This is a genomic window from Pseudomonas sp. K5002, from assembly GCF_013386655.1.
GTDB lineage: Bacteria > Pseudomonadota > Gammaproteobacteria > Pseudomonadales > Pseudomonadaceae > Aquipseudomonas.
In genome coordinates this window covers 1-5,660 of sequence record NZ_JACARK010000693.1, presented here as the reverse complement: position 1 = coordinate 5,660, position 5,660 = coordinate 1, and the positions used below count along the sequence as shown (strand labels likewise).

Annotated in this window: 3 protein-coding genes; all 3 read right to left on the bottom strand. The window is 61.5% G+C overall.

The window, feature by feature from the left end:
• Positions 1 to 146: 146 nt before the first annotated feature.
• On the bottom strand, positions 147 to 1,562 hold the full coding sequence (locus HX846_RS26415) for an efflux transporter outer membrane subunit (protein WP_102369143.1): 1,416 nt from the start codon (positions 1,560 to 1,562) through the stop codon (positions 147 to 149).
• Positions 1,559 to 4,738: an efflux RND transporter permease subunit gene (locus tag HX846_RS26410; RefSeq protein WP_003210869.1), complete on the bottom strand. Its 3,180-nt coding sequence runs from the start codon at positions 4,736 to 4,738 to the stop codon at positions 1,559 to 1,561. The genes HX846_RS26415 and HX846_RS26410 overlap by 4 nt, the downstream gene beginning before the upstream one ends.
• 15 nt (positions 4,739 to 4,753) lie before the next feature.
• Positions 4,754 to 5,660, bottom strand: a 907-nt coding sequence (locus HX846_RS26405) for an efflux RND transporter periplasmic adaptor subunit (RefSeq protein WP_178966402.1), incomplete at its 5' end; no start/stop codon positions are given.

Sequence of the window (5,660 nt, the reverse complement as noted above, 5' to 3'; positions counted from 1 at the left end):
GTAAGAGCGGAACCAATAGCAGCCCTGACCGAAATAACGGATATGCACACACCACAAGCGAGCAAAAAAAAGCCCCGCGACCGAATGACGGCACGGGGCTAAAAATTGGCTGGATGCGACCAACCAAAGGAGCTCTTTAAGTCAAATCACTTGGCACTGGCAATCGTGGTACTCGGCTGCCACCCACCGCCCAACGCCTTGTAGATCGCGACGATCCCACGATACAGATCCACTTCGGCCTGAGCCTGGGAGTCCTCGGCGGCCAAACGCTCACGCTGCGCGTCCAGCAACACCAGGAAGTCCACCGTCCCTTCGCGGTAACGAATCTCCGCCAGATCCGCAGCAGCCCGGCTCGACTCACTCTGACGAATCAGCGAGACCAACCGCTGCTGGCGTTTGCCGTAATCACTGAAGGCATTCTCCGATTCTTCCAGCGCCAGCAACACCTGCTGCTCATAAGTCGCCAGGGCGCCATCCGCCTCGGCATCCGCACCACGCAACCTTGCTCGCACACTGCCCAGGTCAAACGCCGCCCAGGTAATGCTCGGACCCAGCGACCAGGCATTCGCCGCCGCCGACCCAATCTGCGAACCCCGCCCAGCGGTAAACCCGAGGAACCCACTGAGGCTCACCCGCGGAAACAGATCAGCCTTGGCCACCCCAATCCGCGCCGTGGCCGCTGCCAACTTACGCTCGGCACTGAGAATGTCCGGACGACGTTGCAGCAGTTGCCCCGGATCACCAATCGGCAACGCCTTGGCAATCGCCGGCAAATCTTTCGGGCTCAAATCCACGCTCAACTTGTCCGGCCGCTCACCGAGCAGGGTAGCGATACGATTACGCTCGCGAACTTCCTCGGCCTGCAGCTGCGGCACACTGGCTTCTACAGCCGCCAGACGCGCATCGGCCCGTACCACATCGAGTTGATCGCCCACACCGGCGTCCCGCAGGCTGACGGTGATACCGCGCGAATCCTCCTGGTTCTTCAGGTTGGCCACCGCGATTTTCTCGCGCAGTTGCGCGCCCCGCAGTTGACCGTAAGCGTCCACCAGCTCGGCAATCATCGTGACTTGCAGTTGATACAGGTCTGCCTCGGCAACCTGTTGGTCAGCGTCGCTGGCCTCCAGGTTGCGGCGGATGCGGCCGAACAAGTCCACTTCCCAGGCCATGTCCAGGCCCAGGTCATAACGCTCGCTGTTGACACGTTGGGTGGTCTGGCCGGGGATCTGGCCTTTGCCCACATCGCTGCTGACACGGCTGGTGATCACCGGCATCACGTCATTGGCGGCGTCGTCACGAATCGCCCGGGCCGCCCGCAGGCGGGCAAATGCCACCCGCAGGTCACGGTTGCCTTGCAGGGATTGAGTCACCAGCTGGTTAAGGGTCGGGTCCTCGAACTGCTGCCACCAGATGCCTTCGAACTTACCGTGGTCGTATTGCTTGGCGTCGGCGGCGGCCGTTACGTTGGCCGCCTCCAGTGGCTGGGTTTTATAGTCCGGGCCCACGGCACAGGCGCTCAGCGCCAGTACCAGCAAGCTCGGCAAAAATACTTTCACGCTCATTGCTGTGTCTCCAGCTTCAAGGCCTTGGCCGCTTTGCGCGCTTCACCGCGTTCAACAAACCGGCGGATCAGTACATAGAACACTGGCGTCAGCAGCAGACCGAAGAAGGTCACGCCGATCATCCCGGAGAACACCGCCACACCCATGGCATGGCGCATCTCGGCACCGGCACCGCTGGACATCACCAGAGGCACTACACCCATGATGAAGGCGAACGAGGTCATCAGGATCGGCCGCAGACGCAGACGGCAGGCTTCCAGTACCGCAGCGAGCGGATCGAGGCCTTCCTGCTGTTTATCCTTGGCGAACTCGACGATCAGAATCGCGTTCTTACAGGCCAGGCCCACCAGGACGATCAGGCCGATCTGGGTAAAGATGTTGTTGTCGCCGCCAGAGATAATCACCCCGGTGATGGCCGACAACAGGGTCATCGGTACGATCAGGATCACCGCCAGTGGCAGGCTCCAGCTTTCGTATTGGGCGGCCAGTACCAGGAACGCCAGCAGTACGCAGAGCGGGAACACGAACAGCGCAGTGTTGCCCGAGAGGATTTGCTGATAGGTCAGGTCGGTCCACTCGTAGGTCATGCCGTTGGGCAGTTCGTCTTTCAACAGTTTCTCGATCGCCGCCTGGGCCTGGCCGGAGCTGTAGCCCGGTGCGGCGTTGCCGTTGATCTCGGCGGTGATGAAGCCGTTGTAGTGCATCACGCGGTCCGGGCCCGAGGTGTCGCTGACCTTGATGAAGGTCGCCAGGGGAATCATCTCGCCTTTGTTGTTGCGCACTTTCAGCTGGCCGATCTGGTCTTCATCCTGGCGGAACTGTTGCTCAGCCTGCACGTTGACCTGATAGGTGCGCCCGAAGCGGTTGAAGTCGTTGGCATACAACGAGCCCAGGTAGATCTGCAGGGTGTCGAAGATGTCGCTGATCGCCACGCCATGGGTCTTGGCCTTTTCGCGGTCGATGGCAGCATCGACCTGGGGCACGTTGACCGTGTAGCTGGTGAACAGGCCGAACAACTCAGGTACGCCACGGCTCTTGGTAATGATGTTCTGCACTTCTTTGTACAGCTCGTCGTAACCCAGGTTGCCACGGTCTTCAACCTGCAGGCGGAACCCGCCGATCGTACCCAGGCCCTGTACCGGCGGCGGTGGGAAGATCGCCATGTAGGCTTCCTGGATGCTGCTGTACTTGCCATTCAGTGCACCGGCAATCGCACCGGCAGACAGGCTCGGGTCTTTACGCTCATCGAACGGCTTCAAGGTCACGAACACGATGCCGTTGTTCGGGCTGTTGGTAAAACCGTTGATCGACAAGCCGGGGAAGGCGATCGCGCTTTCCACGCCGGGCTGTTTCATGGCGATGTCGGACATGCGCTTGATCACGTCTTCGGTACGGTCCAGGCTCGCGGCGTCCGGCAATTGCGCGAAGGCCACCAGGTATTGCTTGTCCTGGGCCGGTACGAAACCGGTCGGCGTGTGGGCAAAGCCCATCCAGGTCAGGACCATCAGGCCGGCGTACAGGAACAGCGCGATACCACTGCCGCGGATCACCCGGCGTACCGTGCCGACGTAACCATGGCTGGCCTTGTCGAAGAAGCGGTTGAACGGTTTGAACAACCAGCCGCCCAGCATCCTGTCGAGGAACCTGGAGAACCCGTCTTTCGGAGCGTTGTGGCCTTTGAGCAATACCGCTGCCAGTGCGGGCGACAGGGTCAGCGAGTTGAACGCCGAGATCACGGTCGAGATCGCAATGGTCAAGGCGAACTGCTTGTAGAACTGGCCGGTCAAGCCGCTGATAAATGCCGCTGGAATGAACACCGCACACAGTACCAACGCGGTCGCGATGATCGGGCCGGTTACTTCGCTCATGGCCTTTTCAGTGGCCGGGAACGGTTCCAGGCCCAATTCGATGTTCCGTTCGACGTTCTCCACCACCACGATGGCGTCGTCCACCACGATACCGATCGCCAACACCAGCCCGAACAGCGACAGCGCGTTGAGCGAGAAGCCAAACAGGTGCATCACCGCAAAGGTACCGATCAACGATACCGGCACCGCCACCAATGGAATGATCGACGCACGCCAGGTCTGCAGGAACAGGATCACCACCAGCACCACCAGGATCAGTGCTTCGAACAGGGTGTGAACCACGGCCTCGATGGAGCCACGTACGAAGACGGTAGGGTCATAGGCGATGCGGTAATCCATGCCCTCCGGGAAGCTCTGTTTCAGCTCCGCCATCTTGGCGCGCACTTCATTGGAGATGTCGATTGCGTTGGAGCCCGGGCGCTGGAAGATCGGGATCGCCACGGCCGGCTGGTTGTCGATCAACGAGCGCAGGGCGTACTGGCTGGAACCCAGCTCAACCCGTGCAATGTCCTTCAAACGCGTGATTTCGCCGTTGGCGCCGGCACGGATGACGATATTCTCGAACTCTTCCTCAGTGACCAGTCGGCCCTGGGTGTTGACCGACAGCTGGAAGCTGGTGTCATTCGGCGCAGGTTGCGCGCCCAAGGCACCGGCCGCCACCTGGCGGTTCTGTTCGCGAATGGCCGTGACCACGTCGGTGGCGGTCAGGTTGCGCGAGGCGGTCTTGTTCGGGTCCAGCCACACACGCAGGGAGTAATCGCCCATGCCGAACAGCTGCACATCACCCACGCCGCCCAGCCGTGCCAGCTCATCCTTGATATTGAGGATCGCGTAGTTGGACAGGTAGAGCATGTTGTAGCGCTGGTCGGGGGAGGTGATGTGCACCACCATGGTCAGGTCGGGAGAGGCCTTGTCCACGGTAATACCGATGCGCGTCACTTCCTCGGGCAGTTTGGGCTGAGTCCGAGTTACCCGGTTCTGCACCTGCACCTGCGCGTTGTCCAGGTCGGTGCCCAGGGCGAAGGTGATGGTCAGGGTCAGCTTGCCGTCGGCGGTCGATTGCGAGGACATGTACAGCATGTTCTCGACGCCGGTGATGGCTTGCTCCAGAGGCGCGGCCACGGTCTCACCGATGACCTTGGGGTTGGCGCCCGGGAAGTTGGCACGGACCACGACGGTCGGCGGCACCACTTCCGGGTATTCACTGATCGGTAGCTGGAACAGTGAAATCGCGCCGGCGATCAGGATCAACAGCGACAGCACCGCTGCGAAGATCGGCCGCGAAATGAAGAACTTGGAAAAATTCATCTTGAGTCGTATCCCTTAACCGCGTGGAGTCGCTGTACTTGCGAGCTTGGGCGCGGCTTTATCCGGCGCCACTTGCTCCAGGTTGCTGGCTTCAAGCGCTTGTCGTTGTTGTGCCAAGGCGGCGAGGGTTTCCTTGCTGGCCATCGGGATGGTTTCCGGTGCAACCGGCGACCCCGGGCGAACGCGCTGCAAACCCTTGACGATGATCGTGTCGTCCTTGGTCAGGCCGCTGCGCACGATGCGCAAACCTTCGATCTTCGGACCCAGCTCCACCGCGCGGTAGGCAGGCTTGTCGCCGTCCATCACCAGTACGAACTTCTTGCCCAGGTCGGTGCCCACGGCTTCGTCGCTGATCAGCACGGCGGAGTAGGTGCCACTGCCTACCAGTTTCAGGCGCGCATACAGGCCTGGGGTGTATTCGCCCTTGCTGTTATCAAACACGGCGCGACCACGAATGGTGCCGGTAGCCGGGTTGACCTGGTTGTCGACGAAGTTCATCTGGCCCAGGTGCGGGTTGCCGTCTTCATTGGACAGGCCCAGGTACACCGGGGTAGTCGCGCCACGGCGACCCTGGCGCGCGAGTTCGGTGTACTTGAGGTACACACGTTCATCGGCGTCGAAGTAGGCGTAGACCTTGTCGGTGGACACCACGCTGGTCAGCGCGGTGACATCGGCGGTCACCAGGTTGCCGGCGGTGATCTCGGCACGGCTGACGCGGCCGCTGATGGGCGAGCTGACACGGGTGAAGCTCAGGTTCAGCTTGGCCAGGTCCAACTGCGCCTGGATGCCGGCGACAGTCGCATGGGCTTCCTGGGCGGCGGTGGTGCGCGAGTCGGCCAGTTCGGCGGAGATCGCATTGCTCTGGCGCAGGCGTTCGCCGCGCTGGGCTTCGTTATCGCTGCGGGTGGCGGCGGCCTTGGTT

What these genes read in the sequence shown, in the direction of transcription:
- HX846_RS26415 (WP_102369143.1), bottom strand. Translation starts at nt 1,562, where the DNA reads ATGAGCGTGAAAGTATTTTTGCCGAGCTTGCTGGTACTGGCGCTGAGC.
- HX846_RS26410 (WP_003210869.1), bottom strand. Translation starts at nt 4,738, where the DNA reads ATGAATTTTTCCAAGTTCTTCATTTCGCGGCCGATCTTCGCAGCGGTG.